This is a genomic window from Pasteurella bettyae CCUG 2042 (assembly GCF_000262245.1).
Classification (GTDB): Bacteria; Pseudomonadota; Gammaproteobacteria; order Enterobacterales; family Pasteurellaceae; genus Basfia; species Basfia bettyae.
In genome coordinates this window covers 1-21077 of sequence record NZ_AJSX01000027.1, presented here as the reverse complement: position 1 = coordinate 21077, position 21077 = coordinate 1, and the positions used below count along the sequence as shown (strand labels likewise).

Below are 21077 nucleotides of genomic sequence, written 5' to 3'. Positions count from 1 at the left end.
GATATTCAAACGTTAATTTATCTTAATTTGAGATAAATAAATTGAATAATATTTCAATGCTCCTTTCTTTTGTTAAATAAAAGAACGATCCTATAGATTATTAATTCGCCTTTTTGTAATATTATCTTGCATTAAGCAATCGTTTAACTTCCTTTAATTATGAGAAAATTATTATGCAAACATTAACAAAACTTACTCTATCTGCACTTGCATTAGCAGTGTCAATGGGAGCTTCAGCTGGCTCTAAAACCTTAGTGTATTGTTCTGAAGCTTCACCTTCATACTTTAATCCACAATTGGTCACAGATGGCACCAGTATTGATGCATCTGGTCAAGCCATTTATAACCTCCTAACAGCTTTTGAGAAAGGTAAAACTAATGTGGTTCCTTCGCTAGCTGAAAGTTGGGATATTTCAGAAGATGGCAAAGAATACACTTTCCATTTGCGTAAAGGTGTGAAGTTTCACAGTAACAAAGATTTTAAACCAACACGTGATTTCAATGCTGATGATGTTGTTTTTTCTTTCTCTCGTCAAATGGACAAAAATAATCCATATAACAAAGTATCTGGTGGTCAATATGAATATTTTGCAGGTATGGATATGGCGAATATCATCAATAAAGTGGAAAAAGTGGATGACTATACGGTTAAATTTATTTTAAACGTTCCTAATTCGCCTTTTGTTGCTAACTTGGCTATGGATTTTGCTTCAATTCTTTCAGCAGAATATGCAGATGCCATGCTAAAAGCAAAAACACCAGAAAAAGTTGATGCTCAACCTATAGGTACGGGGCCTTTTGAGTTTGTCTCTTATCAAAAAGATTCTACGATTCGTTATAAAGCCTTTGAAAATTATTGGGAAGGCAAAACACCAGTAGATCGTTTAGTGTTCTCAATTACACCAGATGCTACGGTACGTGCAGCTAAGTTAGCAAAAAATGAATGTCAGGTTATGGCATATCCAAATCCAGCAGATATTGAAAAAATGAAAGCGGATACTAATTTAACCATGCTAGAACAACCAGGTTTAAACATTGGCTACTTAAACTTTAACGTTCAGAAAAAACCATTTGATAATATCAAAGTTCGTCAAGCGTTGAACTATGCGGTAAATAAAGATGCCATTGTTAAATCGGTATATCAAGGCGCTGGAACGGTAGCTAAAAATCCAATCCCTTCTACCATGTGGAGCTATAACGATGAGGTTAAAGATTATGAATATTCGCCAGAAAAAGCTAAAGCTTTATTAAAAGAAGCTGGTTTAGAAGCTGGTTTTGAAACTGAAATTTGGGCAATGCCAGTTTCTCGCCCATACAATCCTAATGCACGTCGTGCAGCTGAAATGATCCAGGCTGATTGGGAAAAAGTCGGCGTGAAGAGCAAAATTGTAAGCTATGAGTGGGGTGAATATCTGAAACGTATGCGTGATGGTGAACATCCAACTGGCTTCATGGGATGGAATGGTGATAATGGCGATCCTGATAATTTCTTCGGTGTTTTATTAAATTGTGCATCCGTCGCACAAGGATCTAACTATGCGAAATTCTGTAATAAAGACTTTGATGCTTTAATTATTAAAGCGGCGCAAGTTTCAGATAAAGCACAGCGTACAGATCTTTATAAACAAGCTCAAGTTCTATTCAAAGAACAAGCACCTTGGATCACCATTGTGCATTCTGTGAACTATGAACCAATTCGTAAAGAAGTAAAAGGTTATGTAATGAGTCCTTTTGCATTACATAACTTCTATGGTGTTGGTTTAGCTGAATAATGCTATTAAAAGTGCGGTATAAAATCACAAAATTTGTTGATGAAAATTGATTTGATATTTTTTTATCAAATAGAAATTTTCAAATTTTGACCGCACTTTCATATCTTAATGATAACAAAACCTAACGAGAAGTTTTTATGTTTCAATTTGTTCTCAAACGTATTCTAATGGTTATCCCTACATTTTTGGCCATTACTTTAATTACGTTTGCTTTAGTCCATTTAATTCCAGGCGATCCTGTGGAAATTCGTATGGGAGAGCGTGGCGTTGACCCAGCTGTTCATGCACAAATGATGTCACAAATGGGCTTAGATAAACCATTGGCAGAGCAGTATTTTAATTATGTCAAAGGTATTGCACAGGGCGATTTTGGTCAGTCATTTAGAAATAATGAACCCGTATTAAAAGAATTTTTTACTTTATTTCCAGCAACAGTTGAATTAGCTTTTTTTGCTTTGTTGTGGTCATTGATTGTAGGGATATTTCTTGGTGTCATTGCTGCAGTAAAGAAGGATAGTTGGATATCTCACTCAGTCACCGCACTTTCTTTAACAGGTTACTCAATGCCTATTTTCTGGTGGGGATTAATTCTAATTCTTTATGTGTCTGATTTCTTTGGACTACCTGCTGGAGGTCGTTTATCCGATGAATTTTGGATCGATTTTGATACAGGATTTATGTTGATTGATACTTGGAATTCAGGAGAACCTGGAGCTTTTGTAGCGGCGATTAAATCGCTTATCTTGCCTGCTATTGTTTTAGGTACTATCCCTCTTGCAGTGGTAACACGTATGACCCGTTCATCTATGTTGGAAGTATTGGGGGAAGATTATATTCGTACAGCAAAAGCAAAAGGTTTAAGCACCACAAGAGTCGTCATTATCCATGCTTTACGTAATGCATTGATCCCTGTCGTGACCGTTGTTGGTTTAATTGTTGGACAGCTTTTATCAGGAGCAGTATTAACCGAGAATATTTTCTCTTGGCCGGGTATTGGCAAGTGGATCATTGATGCTATTAATGCTCGTGATTACCCTGTATTACAAGGTTCAGTTTTAATTATTGCTACGATTATTATTGTTGTAAATTTATTTGTTGATGTGCTTTATGGCGTGGTAAATCCGCGTATCCGCCATAATTCATAGAATTTGTGGGATCTTTTAATGGCAACTGAAATAATTTCACCTATACCTAAAACGCCCTTACAGGAATTTTGGTATTATTTTAAACAGAATAAAGGTGCCGTCATTGGATTGGCTTTTATTGCTGTGGTTTTCTTTGTGTGTGTATTCGCACAATATGTCTCTCCTTATGATCCAATTGCTCAACATCGAGATGCCTTATTGTTACCACCTGCTTGGTTAGAAAAAGGTTCCAGTGCATTTTTATTAGGAACAGATGATATTGGTCGTGATATTCTTTCTCGCATTATTTATGGTGCAAGATTGTCGGTATTTATTGGCTTGATCATTGTCGTCTTATCTTGTGTACTTGGCATTTTGCTTGGCGTTTTAGCAGGCTACTACGGTGGCATGGTTGATATCATGATTATGCGCATGGTTGATATTATGATGGCTATTCCAAGTTTATTATTAACTATTGCATTAGTCACCATACTTGAGCCTTCATTATTTAATGCAGCAATTGCCATCGCAATAGTTTCAGTGCCGAGTTATGTGAGATTAACTCGTGCTTCTGTATTGAATGAAAAAAATCGTGATTATGTAATGGCATCTCGAGTTGCTGGTGCAGGTGTATTACGATTAATGTTTATCGTTATTTTACCTAATTGTTTGGCTCCACTGATTGTGCAAATGACCATGGGAATTTCCAATGCTATCCTAGAATTAGCAGCACTCGGTTTTTTAGGCATTGGCGCCCAACCTCCTACACCAGAGCTAGGTACAATGTTGGCAGAAGCTCGTAGCTTTATGCAATCAGCTAACTGGTTAGTGACGATTCCTGGTATTGCTATTTTGCTTCTCGTATTAGCATTCAATTTAATGGGCGATGGCTTACGTGATGCACTCGATCCAAAATTAAAACAGTAAGGAGAGGATGATGTCATTATTAAATGTAAACCAACTTTCTGTCCATTTTGGCGATCACAACATACCATTTAAAGCGGTAGATGGTATTAGTTATTCCATTGATAATGGTGAGATATTAGGAATTGTAGGTGAATCAGGATCGGGTAAATCTGTTAGTTCTTTAGCTATTATGGGGTTAATTGATTATCCTGGACGTGTTTCAGCAGCGTCTCTTTCATTTGATGGCGTAGATTTATTAAGCTTAACCGAAAAACAAAAAAGGAAATTAGTGGGAGCGGAAGTCTCAATGATTTTCCAAGATCCGATGACCAGTTTAAATCCTTGCTATACCGTTGGTTATCAGATTATGGAGGCACTAAAAGCACATCAAGGTGGAAGTAAAAAACAACGTCGTGAACGTACAATTGAATTACTCAAACAAGTTGGCATTCCAGCCCCTGAATCACGATTAGAGGTTTATCCACATCAGTTATCTGGAGGAATGTCACAACGGGTAATGATTGCTATGGCTATCGCGTGTAAACCGAAACTGTTAATTGCTGATGAGCCGACAACTGCATTAGATGTTACCATTCAGGCACAAATTGTCGATTTATTATTAAGCTTACAAAAACAAGAAAATATGGCATTAGTGCTGATAACCCATGATTTAGCCTTAGTCGCCGAGGCAGCTCATCGTATTATTGTGATGTATGCCGGGCAAGTTGTTGAGGAAGGAATTGCAGATGAAATTTTCAAGGCACCTAAGCATCCTTATACTCAAGCTTTATTAAGATCCTTACCCGAGTTTGCAGAAGGTAAATCTCATTTAGATTCTTTGCCTGGTGTAGTTCCTGGCAAATATGATAGACCGCAAGGTTGCTTGTTAAATCCACGTTGTCCTTATGCGACAGATCATTGTCGTCAAGTAGAGCCTGAATTAAGACAGTTAGATTCAGCTCGTGTGAAATGCCATACACCATTAAATGCACAAGGAGAACCAAGCAATGACTGAGCAAATGAATCAAACAGCACCATTGCTTGATGCTGTCAAACTTAAAAAATATTATCCAGTGAAGAAAGGGCTATTTGCTAAACCTCAAATGGTCAAGGCTTTAGATGGTGTTTCTTTCCGTCTAGAACGTGGTAGAACTTTAGCTGTGGTAGGAGAGTCTGGTTGTGGTAAATCAACATTAGGTCGCCTTTTAACGATGATCGAAACGCCAACAGCAGGAGAATTGTTTTATAACGGGCAAAATTTTTTAGTGAATGATAAAGCCACACAGAAATTACGTCGTCAAAAAATTCAAATTGTTTTCCAAAATCCTTATGGTTCACTGAATCCTCGCAAGAAAATTGGGACAATTTTAGAAGAACCTTTAGTCATTAATACTGATCTTTCCGCTACAGAACGGAAAAAAAGAGTGCTAGAAATTATGGCTAAAGTAGGGCTTCGTCCAGAATTTTATGATCGTTATCCACATATGTTCTCTGGTGGTCAGCGTCAACGTATTGCTATTGCTCGAGGATTAATGCTACAACCTGATATCGTCGTTGCAGATGAACCTGTTTCTGCATTAGATGTTTCAGTACGTGCTCAAGTATTAAATTTAATGATGGATCTACAACATGAAATGGGATTATCTTATGTGTTTATTTCCCACGATCTTTCTGTGGTAGAGCATATTGCTGATGAAGTCATGGTGATGTATTTAGGGCGTTGTGTCGAGCAAGGAACTGTGGAGTCTATTTTCCAAAATCCACGTCATCCTTATACTCAAGCTTTGCTTTCCGCTACACCAAGATTATCGCCTGAGTTACGCACAGAGCGTATTAAATTGGAAGGGGAACTACCAAGTCCATTGAATCCGCCAAAAGGTTGTGCTTTTCATGCTCGTTGTCGTTTAGCAACAGACAAATGCCGACAAGAACAGCCAGTATTAAAAACCTATCCAGATGGCAGTCGTATTGCTTGTTTTATGGTGGATTAATTTAAAAAGTGCGGTAGTGAAATAGAAAATTTTTGTAAATTTTACCGCACTTTAGTCTCAATTTTATAATTATCAGCACGTAATAAAAAACGGTAAGACAAAATCTTACCGTTTTCTTTTTGCTCTATCTTATAATAGCTGGTTATACGTAACCATAATTCATTAAACGTTCAAAGCGACGTTTTAATAAGCTTTCTTTATCAAGTGTATCTAATTCTTCTAAATCATTTAAAATACGCTCTTTTAAGGCTTTAGCCATTTCATCATAATGACGATGTGCACCACCTAAAGGCTCTTGAACAATATTATCGATTAGATTTAATTCTTTTAGACGACTTGCAGTTAATCCCATGACTTCTGCTGCGGTTGAAGCTTTTTCTGCACTTTTCCAAAGGATTGAAGCACAGCCCTCAGGAGAAATAACAGAGTAAGTACTATATTGCAACATATTAACTTTATCACCAACACCGATGGCTAAGGCACCGCCAGAACCACCCTCACCGATAACAGTACAAATAACTGGCACAGTTAACGTTGACATTTCACGTAAGTTTCGAGCAATTGCTTCAGATTGTCCTCGTTCTTCAGCACCTACACCAGGGTAAGCTCCTGGGGTATCAATAAAGGTAATAATTGGTAAGCGGAAACGTTCTGCCATTTGCATTAAACGTAATGCTTTACGATAGCCTTCAGGTGCAGGCATGCCAAAATTACGTAACACTTTGTCTTTTACTGTACGACCTTTTTGGTGCCCAATAACCATTACTGGGCGCCCATCTAAACGAGCTAGCCCGCCAACAATAGCTTTATCATCAGAAAAAGCACGATCACCAGCCAATTCTTCAAATTCTGTGAAAATACGAGAAATATAGTCTAAGGTATAAGGGCGATTAGGATGGCGAGCCATACGAGAAACTTGCCATGCATCTAAATCAGCAAAAGTCTTCTTCGTTAATTCCTTACTTTTTTTCTGTAATCGTTTGATTTCATCATTAAGATCGATTTTATTATCTTTATCTGTCACAGAACGTAATGATTCGATTTTTGCCTCAAGTTCAGCAATTGGTAGTTCAAAATCTAAATATTCAGTTTGGTTTTGTTGACTCATTTTTGTTCTCAATATCCTTAACACAAAATAATAATTGCACTTTACCAGTATTTTTATAGTGGTGCAAATGTGAGACTTATTTTACGCTCTTTTGGTATAAAAATCTGTGATTTTTTATGAGGTTTATCCACTTTGACTATGAACAAATTAGCAATATAAAAAAAGCATTTCTTCGACAAATTTAGGTACAACTTCAGTGGCAGGCCCGTAGTGACCAATTCTGAAAGCTGCTCGACCTTTACTAGGTTCTAGATTCAATTCAATAGTTTTAGCACCATTGAAATTAGCTTCTTGTACAAAACCGGCGGCAGGATATACATTTCCAGAGGTTCCAATAGAAATAAAATATAAACAATCACGAATTTCTTCATCAATACGATCCATTGCCAGAGGCATTTCATTGAACCATACAATATTAGGACGCAAAGGTTGAGGAGTATGGCAACAAGTGCATTTATCTTGCGCAGTCCATTCTTTTTCCCACGCATACACTTTGCCTGAATGCTCACAACGAAGTTCTAATAAACTACCATGCATATGAATAACGTTTTTTGAGCCTGCACGTTCATGCAAATTATCAATATTTTGTGTAACAATTAGCAGATTATCGCCGAATTTTTCATCTAATTTTGCGAGTGCAAGATGTGCTGCATTCGGTTGAATTTTAGGATCAAATAATTTATGACGTAAACCATTATAAAATTCACGCACTAACTGAGGATTTCTGGCATAACCTTCAGGTGTGGCAACATCTTCAATATGATGTTCTTCCCATAACCCATCTTCAGAGCGAAAGGTGCGGATTCCTGATTCAGCTGAAATACCCGCTCCAGTTAATACAACAATTTTAGGTAATTTTGGCATAGCTTAACTCTCAATATAAAATCAACTGTTTTATGATACTCCTATCTCAATAAAATTGGGCAATTAAATATAGATATGGATCAAAAAACTGTAGAGTAATTTCAGATTGGTAAAGTGCGGTAGCGAAACAGAAAATTTTAGTTTTTTATACCGCACTATTAAATCAAATTATTTTATAAAATTTCATTGCCTTTATAGCAAAGAAAATGACTAAGAATATTGCTATTTTTGATATTTGCCTGTATTGAACCAGTTGACATAGTTTAGCTGGTCATAAAATTTTTTACCATTCCAACCTGAAAATTCAAACAAATCTCCTACTTGTGATTGATGCTCAAAACCAGGTATATAAAGTGAAGATGCAAACTCTGGATATTTTTTGTGAGTAAATATTATTTTATTTGGAAACGGCAGTGCATCAAAGGCTTGTAAGTGCTCATAAGTACAACCGTCACGATCTGTCATTAAAATAAAAAGATTATCTAAATTCATCCGTTTAGTTCGTTCTATCCATTTACGACTTGCCTCATCTTCAGAATGATAGTGCATAAAATGGATCGTTAGATCTTCTAATTTCCCTACAGGATAATGTTTATCGGAAGCCACAAAATTTAATTTAGCTTGCATATAATGATCAATATTTTGCAAATATTTAATAAAATCAGCAGGTTCTAAATATAAATTCACAAAAGGCGAATTAAATTTTTCGCCTAAATCATGCAAGATAAAAGCACCATTGCAATTACTGGAAATTACAGTCATATCATGGTTTGTCAGATGTTGACGATTTTTTTGATTAATGGATTGACGTAAAAATCTATTGATTGCTTTTTTTATTAAATTTTGCATGATATTTATTCTCTAATTGATAGGGTAAAATTTTAGACTTCAATTAGGATTATTTTACTCATTATGAGATGAAATAAAAGTGCGGTCTTATTCGGCAAAATTTTCTTTTATTTTTCATATAAATACCAGCAACCGTTTGCTTGCGAAATAGATCACAAATAGAAAAGAAAAGTATAATAAAACATTTGAATTTTCTTTATTTTCCGATAGGCTAATAACATTTTTACTCATATTTGTTCAAAAACGAAAGGAAGAACGATGAAAACTATTTTAAATATTGCTGAGAAGTGGTTAGCACAAGATCCCGATAGTGAAACTCGTGCAGAATTATCTCAATTAATTGAAAAAACAAAACTAGGTGATGAACAAGCTTTAATTGAATTAGAAAGCCGTTTTAATGGACGTTTGGAATTCGGTACTGCGGGGTTACGTGGACGCTTACAAGCAGGTTCTATGGGGATGAACCGTGTTTTAGTCGCACAAGCTGCTGGCGGTTTGGCTGAATATATTAAAGGATACGATAAACAACCATCTATTGTGATTGGTTATGATGGACGTAAAAATTCGGATGTTTTTGCTCGTGACACGGCTGAAATTATGGCTGGTGCAGGAGTAAAAGCCTATTTATTACCTCGTAAATTACCAACACCTGTGTTAGCTTATGCGATTAATCATTTGAACACTTCAGCAGGTGTTATGGTTACGGCAAGCCATAATCCGCCAGATGATAATGGATATAAAGTTTATTTAGGTAAAGAAAATGGTGGTGGACAAATTGTTTCTCCAGCAGATAAAGAGATTGCAGCATTAATTAATAAAGTAGCGGAAGGAAGTATTGCTGATTTACCTCGCAGTCAAAATATTGTTGTTTTAGATGATGAAGTGGTGAATGCATATATTGAAAAAACAGCCGCCTTAGCAAAACAGCCATCATCTGAGATTAATTATGTTTATACGGCTATGCATGGTGTAGGCTATGAAGTATTAAGTAAAACGCTTGAAAAAGCGGGTTTACCTCAACCACAATTAGTGCCAGAACAAATTTATCCTGATGGCACATTCCCAACCGTGAATTTTCCAAACCCAGAAGAAAAAGGTGCATTGGATTTAGCGATTAAAGTGGCAAAAGAGAAAAATGCAGAATTCATTATTGCTAACGACCCAGATGCGGATCGTTTGGCAGTCGCTATCCCTGATGCGCAAGGCAATTGGAAAAGTTTACATGGTAATGTATTAGGTTGCTTATTTGGTTGGTATTTAGCTCAACAATATCATGCACAAAATAAAAAAGGTGTGCTAGCTTGTTCATTAGTTTCCTCACCAGCCTTAGCAGAAATTGCTAAAAAATATCATTTAGACTCAGAAGAAACCCTAACAGGCTTTAAATATATTGGTAAAGTAAAAGGTTTGCTATTTGGCTTTGAAGAAGCAATAGGTTACTTAGTGGATCCTGATAAAGTTCGTGATAAAGATGGTATTTCAGCTGCCGTTATGTTCTTAGATTTAGTTCGTTACTTAAAACATCAAGGTAAAACTATTCTAGATTATATGGAAGATTTTAATCAAACCTTTGGTGCTTATGTGAGCGGACAAATTTCAATTCGTGTTAGTGATCTTAGTGAAATTTCTAAATTAATGACCGCACTTCGTAACAATTCACCAACTGAAATTGGCGGATTCAAAGTTACACAAGCACTCGATCATTTAAAAACTGAACGCCAAAATAATATTTTGGTATTTATGTTAGAAAATGGAAGTCGCTTAATTGTGCGTCCATCTGGAACAGAACCAAAAATCAAATTCTACTTAGACGCTAAAGGCAAAGATTCAGCAGATGCAGACCAAGTATTAGCAAACTTTGATGCATCAGTGAGAGCAATGCTTAGACAAGAGCAATATGGTAAACAAGATTGCTAAAAATAAAAACTAAACAAAAGCGAACAAATATGTTCGCTTTTTTTATAAACGATGCCCCTTGAACCGAAGTCCAAGGGGCAGAGCGTTGCGAGAAATTTTTCTCTTATTGTAACAACGTTTTTCATTTCGCAGTGCTATTACAACGGGAAAATAATATCTAGGCACTAGCTGAAAGTCAATATATTTTCTATTGATATTATGGTAAAAGTAGAGTCTATAATATTCAATTCTAATGAGTGGGAGAATAATGAATATGTTGAAACCATTAAACTATATTTTAGGTCTAGATTTAGGAATAGGATCTGTGGGTTGGGCTGTAGTGGAGATTGATGAGCAGGGAAATCCGCTTCGCTTAATTGATGTGGGCGTGCGTACTTTTGAGCGAGCTGAAGTAGCAAAAACAGGCGAAAGTTTGGCGTTAGCTCGTCGTTTGGCTCGTTCTTCTCGCCGTTTAGTGAAACGCCGTGCTGCGCGGATTAAAAAGGCGAAACGCTTGCTTAAAGCTGAAAATATTCTGCTTTCAGTTGATGAGATTTTACCAAACGATGTTTGGCAACTTCGTGTAAAAGGTTTAGATCACAAATTAGAACGCCAAGAATGGGCAGCAGTATTGTTACATTTATTGAAACGTCGTGGCTATTTGTCGCAACGCAAAAATGAAAGCAAAAGTGAAAATAAGGAACTGGGGGCGTTGCTGTCAGGTGTAGTGACCAATCATCAAATTTTGCAGACGGACGAATATCGTACGCCAGCGGAAATTGCAGTGCATAAATTCCAAGCGGAGGATGGGCATATTCGCAATCAGCGTGGGGATTATACGCACACCTTTAGCCGTTTGGATTTATTGGCGGAAATGGAATTGCTATTTCAACGTCAAACCGAATTGGGCAATCTGCACACTTCTTCAAAATTATTGGAAAATTTGACCGCACTTTTAATGTGGCAAAAGCCAGCATTGGCAGGTGAAGCCATTTTAAAAATGTTGGGGAAATGTACTTTTGAGCCAACCGAATATAAAGCAGCGAAAAATAGCTACTCTGCCGAGCGTTTTGTGTGGCTGACGAAACTGAACAATTTACGCATTTTAGAACAAGGAGCGGAGCGAGCTTTAACTGATAGCGAGCGTTTTGTTTTGCTCGATCAGCCTTATGAAAAAGCGAAACTCACTTATGCTCAAGTTAGGACACTGTTAAAATTGTCTGATGAAGCAATTTTTAAAGGTGTGCGTTATCAAGGCGAAGATAAAAAAACGGTGGAAAGTAAAACCACGTTAATGGAAATGAAAGCCTACCACCAAATTCGTAAGGCATTGGATGGGGCAGATTTAAAAGACGAATGGAATACGCTTAAAAATGATTCTGCGTTGCTTGATGAAATCGGCACGGCATTTTCGCTATATAAAACCGATGATGATATTAGTCATTATTTAGGCGGTAAATTGTCTGAAAAGGTATTGAACGTGTTATTGGAAAATCTGAATTTCGATAAATTTATTCAGCTTTCACTCAAAGCCTTACAGAAAATTTTGCCATTGATGTTACAGGGGCAACGTTATGATGAAGCGGTTTCAGCAGTTTATGGCGATCATTATGGTAAAAAATCAGCAGAATCTTGCCGTTTGTTGCCTGCCATTCCAGCTAATGAAATCCACAATCCTGTAGTGTTACGCACACTGACCCAAGCCCGCAAAGTGATCAATGCGGTGGTGCGTTTATACGGCTCGCCTGCTCGTATTCATATTGAAACAGGGCGTAAAGTGGGCAAATCCTATCAAGATCGTAAAAAACTGGAAAAACAGCAAGAAGAAAACCGCGAACAGCGTGAAAGTGCGGTGAAAAAATTCAAAGAATATTTCCCGAATTTTGTCGGCGAGCCAAAAGGTAAAGACATTTTGAAATTGCGTTTGTATGAGTTGCAACAATCGAAATGTTTATATTCAGGCAAATCATTTGATCCTAATCGCTTGTTGGAAAAAGGCTATGTGGAAGTGGATCACGCCCTGCCTTTTTCTCGTACGTGGGATGACAGCTTTAATAACAAAGTATGCTTGCCAATGAAAACCAGAATAAAGGCAATTTAACACCTTATGAATGGTTAGATGGCAAAAATAATAGTAAACGTTGGCAAGATTTTGTGGCTCGAGTACAAACCTGCTGTTTCTCTCATAGGAAAAAACAACATATTTTAAGTCATAAATTAGATGAAAAAAGCTTTATTGAACGGAATTTAAACGACACTCGTTATGTGGCTCGTTTTTTGTGTAATTTTATTGCTGATAATATGTTGTTGACGGGTAAAGGTAAACGCAAAGTGTTTGCTTCAAATGGGCAAATTACGGCATTATTGCGTGGACGTTGGGGGTTACAGAAAGTGCGAGATGATAACGATCGCCATCATGCCTTAGATGCAGTGGTGATTGCTTGTTCAACGGTGGCAATGCAGCAAAAAATTACTCGCTTTGTGAAATATGAAGAGGGTAATGTATTTAGTGGTGAACGTATTGATCGTGAAACAGGTGAAATTATTCCTCTGTATTTTCCTACACCTTGGAAGTTTTTCAAAGAAAATGTAGAGATTCGTATTTTTAGTGAGAATCCTAAATTAGAACTTGAAAATCGTTTGCCTGATTACCCGCAATATAATCACGAATTTGTGCAACCGTTGTTTGTGTCGAGAATGCCTACTCGCAAAATGACAGGGCAAGGGCATATGGAAACCATTAAATCAGCGAAACGTTTAGATGAAGGGATTAGCGTGTTAAAAGTACCTTTAACGCAACTGAAACTAGCTGATTTAGAGAATATGGTCAATCGTGAACGTGAGTTGGCATTGTATGAAGCCTTAAAAGAACGCTTAGAGCTATTTGGTAACGATCCTGCCAAAGCCTTTATTGAGCCGTTTTATAAAAAAGGTGGAGCATTGGTCAAAGCAGTTCGTGTGAAAAAAGTGCAAAAATCAGGAGTTCTCGTACGTGATGGCAATGGCGTGGCGGATAATGCGTTGATGGTGAGAGTGGATGTCTTTACCAAAGGCGGAAAATACTTTCTTGTACCGATTTATACTTGGCAAGTAGCGAAAGGGATTTTACCGAATAAGGCAGTAACTGCTAATATTGATGAAATTGATTGGCTTGAAATGGATGAAAGTTATCAATTTATCTTTACTATGTATCCAAATGATCTTGTCAAAGTAAAATTGAAAAAAGAAGAATTCTTTGGTTATTATGGTGGTTTAGATTGAGCAACAGGAGCTATTGTCATAAAAGAACACGATTTAGAAAAATCCAAAGGAAAACAAGGGATTTATCGTATTGGCGTGAAATTAGCTCTATCATTTGAAAAATACCAAGTCGATGAACTCGGCAAAAATATCCGTCCTTGTCGTCTAACTAAACGACAAAATGTGCGTTAATTCAATCCCCACACTTTTACGAGTGTGGGGATTTTTGTATTTAAGGAATAATCTATGACTTGGCGTAGTATTCTAATTAGCAAAGGTGGAAAATTATCTCTGCACCAAAATCAGATGTTAATTCAACAGGAAGGCAATGAATTTACTGTTCCGTTGGAAGATATTGCGATTGTGGTGGTGGAAAGCCGGGAAACCGTGATTACCATTCCGTTATTGTCTGCTTTTGGATTGTATGGCATTACGCTTTTAACGTGTGATGAGCAATTTTTGCCTTGCGGACAATGGTTGCCGTTTAATCAATATCATCGGCAATTAAAAACGCTAAAATTACAGCTAGATGCGAGTTTGCCACAGAAAAAACAACTATGGCAGGCGATTGTACAGCAGAAAATCCGTAATCAAGCCAGCGTGCTGAAAATTTGCAAATTTCAGATAGAATCTGACCGCTTATTGAAAATGGCTGAACAAGTGAAATCTGGCGATAAGGAGAATTTAGAGGCTCAAAGTGCGGTCATTTATTTTCAAACTTTATTTGGTAAAGGATTTAAACGTACGGAAGATGAAAATGCAATAAACAGTGCCTTAAATTATGGCTATACGGTTATGCGTTCGGCGGTGGCTAGGGCATTAGTACTGTATGGCTGGTTACCGCAAATTGGCTTATTTCATCGCAGTGAACTCAATGCCTTTAATTTATCCGACGATTTTATCGAACCATTTCGTCCATTGGTAGACTTGCTTGTGGTTAAGCTCGCCAATGAAGATAAACTCTCCTTTCATTTATCACCTACGTTAAAACAGTGTTTAATTAAGGTGCTGAATTATCAGCTACTGTTTAAACAAGAAAAAGTTAATGCTTTAACGGCAATAGATCGAACGGTAAGTTCTTTACAAGCTGCTCTGATAAGTCGAAATAGTGATTTGCTAAAATTACCTGGAATTTTACCACTTGCGGAGCATCAATATGAGTGAGAATGTTTTTATGCGTATGATTGTGTTATTTGATTTGCCTGTCACAACCAAGGCAAAAATGCGTGCCGCCAACCAGTTTCGTCAATTTTTACTGAAAGATGGTTACCAAATGTTGCAACTTTCCATTTACACACGTCTTGTGCGTGGTCGTGATTCAATGGAAAAACATCATAAACGATTAGTTGAACATTTGCCTGAAGAAGGAGCAATTCGCTGTATTTCTATCACAGAAAAGCAATTTGCCAATATGGAAATTCTGGTTGGTGAGAAAAAACTGCAAGAAAAAAAGGTTAATTCCAACCAACTTTTGCTGTTTTAGTGCTATTTTTTATGTAAGAAAAAAGCCTTGAAACGCTGTATTTCAAGGCTTTTTAGCATCCCATTATAGCACTGCGAAATGAAAAAGGGAGCTACAACAAGGGTTTAATGATCTTACCTTATGATGTGATTATAGTACTGCGAAATACAACACTTGTATTATTAAACGTAATTTTTTGACTTATTATTAAAAAGTAAATTACTTGATATAGGTTTTTATTTAAAATATATTCGAGAAAAATTATTTTCAATATAACAAAAATAAGCCCTAAAAAGGGCTTATTTTAATAAAGTTTATTCCCACTCAATCGTTGCAGGGGGTTTTCCGCTGACATCATACACCACGCGGGAAATGCCGTTGACTTCGTTGATGATGCGGTTGGAGATTTTACCTAATAAATCATACGGCAAGTGAGCCCAATGTGCGGTCATAAAGTCGATGGTTTCTACCGCACGCAGTGATACCACCCAGTCATATTTACGACCATCGCCCATTACGCCAACGGATTTTACTGGTAGGAACACAGTAAAGGCTTGGCTCACTTTGTAGTACCAGCCTGAATTGTAGAGTTCCTCAATGAAAATTGCGTCTGCTTTACGTAATAAATCACAGTATTCTTTTTTGATTTCGCCTAGCACACGCACGCCTAAGCCTGGGCCTGGGAATGGGTGGCGGTTTAGCATTTCTGCTGGTAAACCTAACGCCAAACCGATTTTGCGAACTTCGTCTTTAAACAACTCACGCAATGGCTCAACTAAGCCCAATTTCATATAATCTGGTAAGCCGCCAACGTTGTGGTGTGATTTGATTACGTGTGCTTTGCCCGTTTTACTTGCGGCAGATTCAATCACATCAGGGTAAATCGTGCCTTGAGCCAGCCATTTTACGCTGGTGAGTTTTTTGCTTTCGTCATCAAATACATCAACAAACATTTTGCCGATAGTTTTGCGTTTTGCTTCAGGCTCATCAATGCCTTTTAAAGCGTCTAAGAAACGATCTTCTGCATTCACACGAATAATATTTAAGCCGAATTTGTCGCCGAACATTTCCATTACTTGATCGCCTTCGTTTAAGCGGAGTAAGCCGTTATCCACGAACACGCAGTGCAAGTTTTTGCCGATAGCACGGTGTAATAACAGTGCAGTTACGGAGGAATCTACACCGCCTGACAAGCCTAAAATCACTTCATCATTGCCTACTTGTTCTTTAATGCGAGCTACTGCATCTTCAATAATGTTTTCAGGTGTCCAGTTACGCTCACAGCCACAGATATTTACCACGAAATTAGTTAATAATGCTAAACCGCTTTTGGTGTGGGTTACTTCTGGGTGGAACTGCACGCCATAGAAACGGCGGCTTTCATCTGACATTGCTGCAATCGGACAAGTTGGCGTAACACCTGTAACTTGGAAGCCAGCAGGTAAGCGAGTCACTTTATCACCATGGCTCATCCAAACATCTAATTTTGGATCGCAAGCGGTCACATCATCATTTAATTTTTCAAATAATTTGTCCGCACTTTGTAGTTGAACCGATGCATAACCAAACTCACGATGATCGGACGTTTCAGTTAAACCGCCCAACTGCATTGCCATGGTTTGCATACCGTAGCACACGCCAAGCACAGGTACGCCAGCGTTAAACACATATTCAGGGGCTCGTGGGCTATTGTCTTCAGTGGTGCTTTCTGGGCCGCCTGAAAGAATAATCCCTGTTGGGTTAAATTCACGGATTTGCTCTTCCGTGACATCCCAAGCCCAAAGCTCGCAATAAACCCCAATTTCACGCACACGGCGTGCTATCAGCTGCGTATATTGTGAGCCAAAGTCTAAAATTAAAATTTTATGATTATGAATGTTGTTCATTGGTTTTCTCTTTAAGTAAATCATTTCTCTGAATTTTCACATCCAGAGGTATCAAGAACTTGTAATCCTTCTTTTTTATAGATTGCAAATTTGCCTTGTCGGCAACTAGCACCAAAAATATTTTGAAACTGCTTAGTTGATTTTCCTTCAGCAATTAAATATAGATCGCCACGTTCATCTGTCATTTGTTTTTTGATGACCCAATTATTTTTTTGTAAGGCTTTCAGTACGCTTTCTTGGGACTGACCTTCATACATATCGGGTACGCCACTGGATGACCAATCATTTGCGCAAGCTGAAATCATAAATACCACTGAAAGTAAAATTAATTTTTTCATTTGATTTATTCTCCTAACTAAATATGCAAGTGCTTAAATTGCTTAAAAATTTTGTAAAATCTAACCGCTTATTATAGCTTAGCCCATACGGTAGTTCGGGGCTTCTTTGGTAATGGTCACATCGTGAACGTGGCTTTCTTTAATGCCTGCACCGCTGATTCGCACAAATTGCGCTTTGGTGCGAAGTTCTTCGATGGTGGCACAGCCTGTTAAGCCCATACAAGAACGTAATCCGCCCATTTGTTGGTGGATAATTTCTTTTAAGAAACCTTTGTAAGCAATGCGGCCTTCAATGCCTTCTGGCACTAATTTGTCAGCAGCGTTGTCCGATTGGAAATAACGATCTGACGAGCCTTTGCTCATCGCACCTAGAGATCCCATTCCACGGTAAGATTTGAATGCTCTGCCTTGATAAAGTTCGATTTCCCCTGGTGCTTCTTCCGTACCTGCGAACATTGAACCCACCATTACACAGCTTGCACCTGCCGCAATCGCTTTGGAAATATCACCAGAGTAGCGAATACCACCATCAGCAATCACAGGAATACCACGATCTTTTAATGCTTCAGCAGCTTCTGCAATCGCTGTAATTTGTGGCACGCCCACGCCTGTTACGATACGAGTAGTACAGATTGAACCTGGGCCAATACCTACTTTCACCGCACTTGCTCCAGCGTCTGCTAAGGCAATTGCCCCTTCAGCAGTAGCGATGTTTCCGGCTACAATTGGTAAATTAGGATATTTAGCTCGAGTTTCACGCACACGTTGTAACACACCTTCAGAGTGACCATGTGAGCTGTCAATTAAAAGTACGTCTACGCCCGCAGCAACTAATGCCTCAATACGCTCTTCATTACCAGGGCCCGCTCCAACAGCAGCGCCCACACGTAAGCGACCGAATTCATCTTTACAAGCATTAGGTTTTTGTTCTGCTTTTTGGAAGTCTTTTAGGGTAATCATACCTTTTAATTTGAAGGCATCATCAACAACTAATACTTTTTCAATACGGTGTTGGTGCATTAATTCAAAAATTTCTTCACGAGCAGCGCCTTCTTTTACTGTGACAAGGCGTTCTTTAGGTGTCATGACATCAGCAACTAATGTATCTTTGTCGCTCACAAAACGTGTATCACGACCAGTTACGATTCCCACTAAATCACCATTTTCAGTGGTAACAGGATAACCTGCAAATTTATTTTCTTTCACCATTTCTGCCAATTCGCCTAATGTTGCAGTCGGACGAACAGTAACAGGACTAGAAACAATCCCACTTTCAAATTTTTTCACTTTACACACTCGATCTGCTTGGCGTTCAATAGACATATTTTTATGGATAAAACCAATGCCACCTTCTTGTGCTAAAGAAATAGCTAGTTTTGCTTCAGTAACTGTATCCATTGCCGCTGATAACATAGGAATGTTTAAACGAATGGTTTTGGTTAATTGAGTAGAAAGGTCCGCGGTATTTGGAAGCACAGTTGAGTGTGCAGGGACGAGAAGAACGTCATCAAAAGTGAGGGCTTCTTGTTTGATTCGTAACATTGCAATATCTCTCTTTGTTATAAGGTTAAGTTAAAAAATATTGCGGACGTATTATACAGGGTTCAAAATCATTTTAAAATAAAATTTAAAAAAAAATTCAGTTTCTATTAAAAGTATGATACAAAGATAAATTAAATTTTTACTGAGGGAATTTATGTCTACCTTATTAGAAGTTTTAGCGGATGGGCAGCCGCATTCTTTTGAAGAACTTACCGCACTTTTAAACCTTTCAAAAATAGACTTACTCGATCAACTTGAAACATTACAATTTCAAGGCCTCCATTTTCATAGTTCATTAAATGATGTTCAATTAATTCCTCAATTAGATTTATTAGATCAACGCCGTTTATCTGAGGCATTAAAACCAAGCAATGTGATTATTAAACCGATTATTGATTCGACTAATCAATATATTATTGAACATTTGGATGAATTAAAAAAAGGCGATTTATGTTTATCTGAACACCAGACAGCTGGGCGAGGTCGAAGAGGGCGTCAATGGCTATCACCTTTTGCAGGTCAGTTAATTATGAGCTTTTATTGGACCTTTGATCCTAGAAAATCTTTAGATGGGTTAAGCCTTGTGATTGGTATGGCGATTGCGGATGCATTAAAAAGTGCGGGGGCAAATACAATAAATTTAAAATGGCCCAATGATCTTTATTTATCGGGGCGTAAATTGGCGGGAATTCTAATTGAAATTGCTAATCGAAAAAATGGTTTATTAAATGTAATTGTTGGAATCGGTATTAATTTGTCTTTGCCTAAACAGGAGCATCTTATTGATCAACCTTGGGCAGAATTATGTGAATCTCTACCGCACTTAGATCGCAATCAATTAGTTATTCAGGTTGTTAATAAACTATATCAGTATTTAAACCAGTTTGAACGGCATGGAATAGACGAAACTTTTCGTAAGAAATGGAGTGAAATGGATTTTGCTATTAATGAACTCGTTAATATCATTACGGATAAACAGATTATTGTCGGAGTCAATCAAGGCATTGATGAGAGAGGTTACATTGTTATTAAAACAGAATCTGGCGAAATCATGAAATTTAATGGCGGTGAAGTGTCGTTGAGAAAAGGTAGGTAGCTACTATATTATAGATAAATAAAAGTGCGGTGGAATTTTAAAAAATTTTACCGCACTTTTATTGAAGATTAGATAACTTTCTGGATCAATGCAGAAACATCACTCGGGAAAGTTTTAGTTTTTGCCATATCTTCAATTTGTTGTGGTGTATAACTATTAGCGTTATACACCACAACAATGCTGGTATCATCTTTTTGTAAATAATGTGTTTCACCAAATTTAGTATAACGAGTTGCACCTACGCTGATAATCGCTTGTTTAGGATAGTTAGCCAAAGCGATTAATTCAGCAATATTGTTCATTGGCCCCTGATCTGGCTGAATATTCATACGATCTATAATCCAATTAAGCAATTTTTCGTGAAAATAACTATAGCCAGTCACAGGGCTATCCACGCCATATACATTAGTTTCACCATTACGTTCATGAAAACAGGCAATATGATATTGATCTGCTTCGCATCCTATTTTAAAGCTTGTTAATGTGAACAAGGTGTTTGATAGACCTTTAGTATTTGCTCCCCAGTTTTTCTTTTCACAAATTTTATTTGCATTTGGACGACGAATAGAACAGTCATTATAAGCACCAAATGCACAGGGTATTAAATTAACCACTTTATTATTTTCATAGACGATATCACATAGAATGGCCAATTCAGGTTCAATTTGAAGATTATCTGAGTCACCACCAGGGGGGACAGCGTATCTGAACTTAAAGGATAAATGGATAAGAAACCTGCTTTTTCAGAGGGTACATAAAAAGGGAAGATTGCTTTAGGTTGGATTTTTTCATCAGTTTTTACAGCAACAAAGTCCGCAGCTTCTCCAGCTTGCTCTAAATGACCAGCAAAATTCCCAGCTACACCTAAGCCAATAATATTTTTATATTTCATTTCTTATACCTATTATAGAGTAAATAATGAATTACTTTACTGGTAATCTGTGCACAAAACAATCTAAATTGGTTGATTAATATGCAAAAGCAAAAAAAATTTTAAATTTTT

15 protein-coding genes and 2 pseudogenes are annotated in these 21077 nt (G+C 37.4%); 10 read left to right on the top strand and 7 right to left on the bottom strand.

All coding sequences use genetic code 11. From position 1 onward, the window contains the following. Positions 1-173: 173 nt before the first annotated feature. From HMPREF1052_RS04835 to HMPREF1052_RS04815, 5 genes are all read left to right on the top strand, one after another. Positions 174-1772 (top strand): ABC transporter substrate-binding protein, encoded by a 1599-nt coding sequence (locus HMPREF1052_RS04835; protein WP_005760280.1) that lies wholly within the window; start codon positions 174-176, stop codon positions 1770-1772. Between the two features lie 137 nt (positions 1773-1909). Next, the gene (locus tag HMPREF1052_RS04830) at positions 1910-2917 is read left to right on the top strand and encodes an ABC transporter permease subunit (protein WP_005760347.1); all 1008 of its coding nucleotides are present in this window, start codon (positions 1910-1912) and stop codon (positions 2915-2917) included. Positions 2918-2935: 18 nt separating this feature from the next. Next, on the top strand, positions 2936-3823 hold the full coding sequence (locus tag HMPREF1052_RS04825; protein ID WP_005760342.1) for an ABC transporter permease subunit: 888 nt from the start codon (positions 2936-2938) through the stop codon (positions 3821-3823). A gap of 10 nt (positions 3824-3833) precedes the next feature. Next, positions 3834-4817, top strand: a complete 984-nt coding sequence (dppD, locus tag HMPREF1052_RS04820; RefSeq protein ID WP_005760309.1) for a dipeptide ABC transporter ATP-binding protein — start codon at positions 3834-3836, stop codon at positions 4815-4817. Next, the gene (locus HMPREF1052_RS04815) at positions 4810-5793 is read left to right on the top strand and encodes a peptide ABC transporter ATP-binding protein (protein WP_005760284.1); all 984 of its coding nucleotides are present in this window, start codon (positions 4810-4812) and stop codon (positions 5791-5793) included. The genes dppD and HMPREF1052_RS04815 overlap by 8 nt, the downstream gene beginning before the upstream one ends. Before the next feature lie 142 nt (positions 5794-5935). On the opposite strand, the gene accA is transcribed toward HMPREF1052_RS04815, so the two are convergent. The 3 genes from accA to HMPREF1052_RS04800 form a co-directional block, all read right to left on the bottom strand. Further along, the gene (accA, locus tag HMPREF1052_RS04810) at positions 5936-6901 is read right to left on the bottom strand and encodes an acetyl-CoA carboxylase carboxyl transferase subunit alpha (RefSeq protein ID WP_005760362.1); all 966 of its coding nucleotides are present in this window, start codon (positions 6899-6901) and stop codon (positions 5936-5938) included. Between the two features lie 147 nt (positions 6902-7048). Then, the gene (gene cobB / locus HMPREF1052_RS04805; protein WP_005760306.1) at positions 7049-7765 is read right to left on the bottom strand and encodes a Sir2 family NAD+-dependent deacetylase; all 717 of its coding nucleotides are present in this window, start codon (positions 7763-7765) and stop codon (positions 7049-7051) included. 222 nt (positions 7766-7987) lie between these two features. Beyond that, positions 7988-8614, bottom strand: a complete 627-nt coding sequence (locus HMPREF1052_RS04800) for a DUF1919 domain-containing protein (RefSeq protein WP_005760294.1) — start codon at positions 8612-8614, stop codon at positions 7988-7990. 258 nt (positions 8615-8872) lie between these two features. Between HMPREF1052_RS04800 and HMPREF1052_RS04795 the strand changes: the two genes are divergently transcribed. From HMPREF1052_RS04795 to cas2, 4 genes and pseudogenes are all read left to right on the top strand, one after another. Beyond that, on the top strand, positions 8873-10531 hold the full coding sequence (locus tag HMPREF1052_RS04795) for a phospho-sugar mutase (protein WP_005760338.1): 1659 nt from the start codon (positions 8873-8875) through the stop codon (positions 10529-10531). Between the two features lie 253 nt (positions 10532-10784). Then, a pseudogene (gene cas9 / locus HMPREF1052_RS04790) lies at positions 10785-13942 on the top strand (type II CRISPR RNA-guided endonuclease Cas9). Positions 13943-13996: 54 nt separating this feature from the next. Next, positions 13997-14914, top strand: a complete 918-nt coding sequence (cas1, locus tag HMPREF1052_RS04785; RefSeq protein ID WP_005760301.1) for a type II CRISPR-associated endonuclease Cas1 — start codon at positions 13997-13999, stop codon at positions 14912-14914. Then, the gene (gene cas2, locus HMPREF1052_RS04780) at positions 14907-15233 is read left to right on the top strand and encodes a CRISPR-associated endonuclease Cas2 (RefSeq protein ID WP_005760270.1); all 327 of its coding nucleotides are present in this window, start codon (positions 14907-14909) and stop codon (positions 15231-15233) included. Before cas1 ends, cas2 begins: the two co-directional genes overlap by 8 nt. Before the next feature lie 293 nt (positions 15234-15526). Here the strand turns inward: cas2 and guaA are convergent, their stop codons facing one another. From guaA to guaB, 3 genes are all read right to left on the bottom strand, one after another. After that, positions 15527-17098, bottom strand: coding sequence for a glutamine-hydrolyzing GMP synthase (gene guaA / locus HMPREF1052_RS04775; protein WP_005760324.1), 1572 nt, complete (start codon positions 17096-17098; stop codon positions 15527-15529). A 20-nt stretch (positions 17099-17118) separates the two neighbouring features. Beyond that, a complete protein-coding gene (locus tag HMPREF1052_RS04770; protein WP_005760356.1) occupies positions 17119-17436 on the bottom strand; it encodes a hypothetical protein in 318 nt (105 codons plus the stop codon). Between the two features lie 78 nt (positions 17437-17514). Next, positions 17515-18978: an IMP dehydrogenase gene (guaB, locus tag HMPREF1052_RS04765; RefSeq protein ID WP_005760340.1), complete on the bottom strand. Its 1464-nt coding sequence runs from the start codon at positions 18976-18978 to the stop codon at positions 17515-17517. 154 nt (positions 18979-19132) lie between these two features. Between guaB and birA the strand changes: the two genes are divergently transcribed. Beyond that, complete coding sequence (birA, locus tag HMPREF1052_RS04760) at positions 19133-20074, top strand: bifunctional biotin--[acetyl-CoA-carboxylase] ligase/biotin operon repressor BirA (protein WP_005760349.1); 942 nt, start codon at positions 19133-19135, stop codon at positions 20072-20074. A gap of 68 nt (positions 20075-20142) precedes the next feature. Here the strand turns inward: birA and HMPREF1052_RS04755 are convergent. After that, positions 20143-20966: pseudogene (locus HMPREF1052_RS04755) on the bottom strand (DUF5718 family protein). Positions 20967-21077: the final 111 nt, after the last annotated feature.

Bases quoted from the DNA above. Each gene is read 5' to 3' on its own strand.
- cas1 (WP_005760301.1), top strand. From the start codon at position 13,997: ATGACTTGGCGTAGTATTCTAATTAGCAAAGGTGGAAAATTATCTCTG.
- HMPREF1052_RS04815 (WP_005760284.1), top strand. From the start codon at position 4,810: ATGACTGAGCAAATGAATCAAACAGCACCATTGCTTGATGCTGTCAAA.
- HMPREF1052_RS04795 (WP_005760338.1), top strand. From the start codon at position 8,873: ATGAAAACTATTTTAAATATTGCTGAGAAGTGGTTAGCACAAGATCCC.
- cas2 (WP_005760270.1), top strand. From the start codon at position 14,907: ATGAGTGAGAATGTTTTTATGCGTATGATTGTGTTATTTGATTTGCCT.
- guaA (WP_005760324.1), bottom strand. From the start codon at position 17,098: ATGAACAACATTCATAATCATAAAATTTTAATTTTAGACTTTGGCTCA.
- birA (WP_005760349.1), top strand. From the start codon at position 19,133: ATGTCTACCTTATTAGAAGTTTTAGCGGATGGGCAGCCGCATTCTTTT.
- accA (WP_005760362.1), bottom strand. From the start codon at position 6,901: ATGAGTCAACAAAACCAAACTGAATATTTAGATTTTGAACTACCAATT.
- HMPREF1052_RS04825 (WP_005760342.1), top strand. From the start codon at position 2,936: ATGGCAACTGAAATAATTTCACCTATACCTAAAACGCCCTTACAGGAA.
- guaB (WP_005760340.1), bottom strand. From the start codon at position 18,978: ATGTTACGAATCAAACAAGAAGCCCTCACTTTTGATGACGTTCTTCTC.
- cobB (WP_005760306.1), bottom strand. From the start codon at position 7,765: ATGCCAAAATTACCTAAAATTGTTGTATTAACTGGAGCGGGTATTTCA.
- HMPREF1052_RS04835 (WP_005760280.1), top strand. From the start codon at position 174: ATGCAAACATTAACAAAACTTACTCTATCTGCACTTGCATTAGCAGTG.
- HMPREF1052_RS04830 (WP_005760347.1), top strand. From the start codon at position 1,910: ATGTTTCAATTTGTTCTCAAACGTATTCTAATGGTTATCCCTACATTT.
- HMPREF1052_RS04770 (WP_005760356.1), bottom strand. From the start codon at position 17,436: ATGAAAAAATTAATTTTACTTTCAGTGGTATTTATGATTTCAGCTTGC.
- HMPREF1052_RS04800 (WP_005760294.1), bottom strand. From the start codon at position 8,614: ATGCAAAATTTAATAAAAAAAGCAATCAATAGATTTTTACGTCAATCC.
- dppD (WP_005760309.1), top strand. From the start codon at position 3,834: ATGTCATTATTAAATGTAAACCAACTTTCTGTCCATTTTGGCGATCAC.